The 3,527-nt window shown below is 71.8% G+C and carries 3 protein-coding genes and 2 pseudogenes; 1 reads left to right on the top strand and 4 read right to left on the bottom strand.

Annotation, left to right across the window (positions count from 1 at the left end; genetic code table 11):
• Positions 1-260 (bottom strand): annotated as a pseudogene (locus FV223_RS23095) (hypothetical protein); the annotation flags it as partial.
• The gene (locus FV223_RS23090) at positions 257-1,144 is read right to left on the bottom strand and encodes a glycine betaine ABC transporter substrate-binding protein (protein WP_246686533.1); all 888 of its coding nucleotides are present in this window, start codon (positions 1,142-1,144) and stop codon (positions 257-259) included. The gene FV223_RS23090 and the pseudogene FV223_RS23095, both read right to left, overlap by 4 nt.
• 313 nt (positions 1,145-1,457) lie before the next feature.
• Between FV223_RS23090 and FV223_RS23085 the strand changes: the two genes are divergently transcribed.
• Positions 1,458-1,847, top strand: a complete 390-nt coding sequence (locus tag FV223_RS23085; RefSeq protein ID WP_147729180.1) for a response regulator — start codon at positions 1,458-1,460, stop codon at positions 1,845-1,847.
• A 7-nt stretch (positions 1,848-1,854) separates the two neighbouring features.
• On the opposite strand, the pseudogene FV223_RS23080 reads toward FV223_RS23085, so the two are convergent.
• Both FV223_RS23080 and rsmI read right to left on the bottom strand, forming a co-directional pair.
• Positions 1,855-2,236: pseudogene (locus FV223_RS23080) on the bottom strand (YraN family protein).
• Complete coding sequence (gene rsmI, locus FV223_RS23075) at positions 2,223-3,191, bottom strand: 16S rRNA (cytidine(1402)-2'-O)-methyltransferase (RefSeq protein WP_147729178.1); 969 nt, start codon at positions 3,189-3,191, stop codon at positions 2,223-2,225. Before rsmI ends, FV223_RS23080 begins: the two are co-directional and overlap by 14 nt.
• Between the last annotated feature and the right edge of the window lie 336 nt (positions 3,192-3,527).

Here is a 3,527-nt window from a genome sequence, read left to right as displayed (position 1 = left end):
AGGCGTGCGGCCGGGCCGACCACGGTGCAGCCGAAATCGAGCAGCATGTCTTCAAGCAGCACGAGCCCGGCCACCGCCTCGATCTCCGGCCCGAATCCGGGCAGGGCCCCGAGGCCGTCCAGCGCGTAGACAGGCTCGCCGACGACGAGGCGGTTCTTCGCGATGCGCACCAGCGGCAGGCCGTAGACCGCACCGAGGAAGGCGGCGGCGAACAGCGGCGGGCCGATGCCCCCGCGTCGATCCTCCGTTGCGGGCGTCAAGCGATGAAGCCGGCGTCGCGCAGGAACGTCCGTGCCACCGTCTCGGCGACCTGGCCCTCGACGGTGATGCGGGCGTTGAGCCGGCGGAGCGTATGGGCATCGAGGCGCGCGAACACCGGATCGAGCTTCTCGCGGATGCGCGGGTGGCGCGCCAGGGTGTCGGCGCGGATCACCGGGGCGACCTCGTAGACGATCTGCGCGCCCTTCGGATCGCTCATCACGGTCAGGGCGAGGGCGTCGAGCGCCCCGTCGGTGCCGTAGACCATGCCGGCGTTGACGCCGCTGATGCCCTGCGCCGCCGCCCGCGCGGTCACCGCCGTGTCGCCGCCGGGCAGGCTGATGATGCGGTTCATCGGCAGCGAGAACCCGTAGGCCGCCTCGAAGGACGGCAGGGCCGCCGGGCTCTCGACGAACTCGGTCGAGGCCGCGAGCAGGATCAACCCGCGCCGCACGGCCCCGGCGAAATCCGCCATGGTGGCGAGCCCTTCGCGCCGGGCGAGGCTGCCCCGCACCGCGATCAGCCAGGTGTTGTTGGCCGGCGCCCGCCCGAGCCAGACGAGGCCCTTGGCCCGATCCGCCGCCGCGATCGCGGCGTAGGCGCCGTCGGCCCGCTTCCAGACCGGATCGCCCTCGGTGCCGGTGAAGAAGGCGCCGTTGCCGGTGTATTCGGGATAAAGGTCGACATCGCCCGACATCAGGGCCGAGCGCACGATCAGCGTCGGCCCGAGGCCGAGGCGGCGCTGCACCGGGATGCCGAGATCCTCCAGGCACAGGGCGATCATGCTGCCGGTGAGCGTGCCCTCGGTGTCGCTCTTCGAGGCGACCACCACCGCGCCCTGCCCGCGCGCGGGCGCCGCCGCGATGGCGGCGCCGAAGCCGACCAGCACGGCGCGGCGGTTGCAGATCGGAACGGGGCGACCCCTCACAGGAAAAATCCGGTCGTGTCAGGAAAAGATCGGCCCATTGCGGGTTCTGCCCTCACGCGGACCGTGCCACACCCTATCGCGAAATGTATCGCCGTGTAACATTGCCGACGGAACAGCCCGCGCCGGACGCTTGACACAACCGGCGTTCCGGGCGACCCCTCAGCCGCCCGGTGTACCCGCTTGGTTCTCCTGGCGCGACGATCGGATCCGACCAGCCATCATGGCGACGTTCCGTTGAAGCGGAGCGGATCGACAAGGAAGACACCTCGGCGTGAGCGCGGAACCGAACGACGACGTTCTCCAGGGTAAGCGGGTGCTCGTCGTCGAGGACGAAGCCGCGATCTCGATGCTGCTTGAAGACATGCTGCTCGATTTCGGCTGCACCGTGGTCGGCCCGGCCGCACGCCTCTCGACCGCCCTGGAGATGGCCGAGGGCGAGACCTTCGAGGTCGCGATCCTCGACGTGAACGTCGCCGGCGAGCCGATCTACCCGGTCGCCGAGGCGATCGCGAAGCGCGACCTGCCGCTGATCTTCTCGACCGGCTACGGCGGCGCCGGCATCCGCGAGCCGTTCCGCGATCGCCCGGTGGTGCAGAAGCCGTTCAGCCAGGCCGACCTCAAGCGCACACTCATCGGCGCGATCAGCGCCGCGCGCGCCTGACCGTCCGCTACAGGCCCTCGATCGGGAACGCGTCGACGGAGGTGGACCGGCCAGCCGCGTCCGCCGATGAAGACCGCGTCCGCCCGCAGGGTCAGGCTCCCGGCGAACGGATGCCGCGCGATCCAGCTCCGCACCGCGCGCGAGAAGCGTTGTCGCTTGACCCGGCCGATCGCGCCCTGCGCCTCGATCAGCGTCGCGCGCGCCTTGACCTCGACGAAGGCGATGGTGCCGCCGCGGCGCACGATCAGGTCGATCTCGCCGCCCGACGCGCTCACCCGCATCGCTAAGGGGCGATAGCCCTTCAGCATCAGCGCGCCGAGCGCCAGCCATTCGGCCCGGCGCCCGCGGCGTTCGGTCGCCTTCCGGCGGGCGGCATCAGGCGTCCGCATCGGTCTCGCGAGCCAGCACCAGCGCACGGTTGTAGACGGCGCGGCGCGGCTGCCCGGTCTCGTCGGCAACGAGGCTTGCGGCATCCTTGATCGAGTGCCGCGCGAGCGCGACGCGCAGGGCCGCGTCGAGGCCGGCATCGGCCTCCTCCGGGGTGGCCTCGTCCGGCGCGGTCCCGATCACCACCACGACCTCGCCCTTCGGGGCGCCCTCCTCCGCGAAGGTATCGTTGAGGTTGGCCAGGGTGCCGCGGCGGATCGTCTCGAACATCTTCGTCAGCTCGCGCGCCACGGCCGCGGGACGGGCGCCGCCGAGGACCTCCGCCGCGTCCGCCAGCATCTCCGGCAGGCGGTGGGGCGATTCGAACAGGACCAGCGTGCCGGGCACGGTCGCCAGCGCCGAGAGCCGGTTGCGGCGGGCGCCGGCCTTCTGCGGCAGGAAACCCTCGAAGAAGAACCGGTCGGTCGGCAGGCCGGCGGCGACGATCGCCGTCATCACCGCTGACGGGCCGGGAATCGGCGTGATGCAGATCCCCGCCTCGATCGCCGCCTGGACCAGCTTGAACCCGGGATCGGAGACCAGCGGCGTGCCGGCATCCGACACCAGCGCCAGCGCCTCGCCGTCCAGCATCCGCCGCACCATGCGCTCGCGGACGGCGGCGTTCGAATGCTCGTGGTAGGCGACGAGCGGCGTGGTGATGCCGTAGTGCATCAGCAGCGTCCGGGTGACGCGGGTGTCCTCGGCGAGCACCGCGTCGGCGGCGGCCAGCGTCGCGAGCGCCCGGATCGTGACGTCGCGCAGGTTGCCGATCGGCGTCGCCACCACGTGCAGGCCCGGCGCGAGCGGCTCCGCTTCCGTCGCCAGCCCGAAGGCGGTGAAGGTCGCAACCTTGGTCGCGGTGGATTTGGCCGGCCCGTCCCTGCGGGGGCGGCGTGCGGGCTCGATTCGCTGTGTCATCGCGCGGACCTTGCCACGCCAAGCCGCCGAGCGGAATTTGCTCGCGGCCGCCGAACCGCCGCGAACCCCCGCTGATTCGTGTTTTCCGGGGGCGCGCGCGATCCTGCGACATCGGCGCGTTTACTTTTCGGGTCCACGCTTTAAGCCAGAGCCACGATCCCGCGTGGACGATCTTTACGGGAAGGAAGTTTCGCGATGGCGCGATGTGTCCCGCCCCGCGCCCTCCGGGCCGGCGCCGCCCTCGCCGTGATCCTCGCCCTTGCCGGCTGCATCGGTGTTCCGGACCGGGCGCGTTCCGTCCGCGCCGCGCCGCCGCCGCGGGCCGAACTCGCTCCC

This window comes from Methylobacterium sp. WL116, assembly GCF_008039455.1.
Lineage (GTDB): Bacteria > Pseudomonadota > Alphaproteobacteria > Rhizobiales > Beijerinckiaceae > Methylobacterium.
This window is presented reverse-complemented; position numbering and strand designations above follow the sequence as displayed.

What these genes read in the sequence shown, in the direction of transcription:
- rsmI (WP_147729178.1), bottom strand. Translation starts at nt 3,191, where the DNA reads ATGACACAGCGAATCGAGCCCGCACGCCGCCCCCGCAGGGACGGGCCG.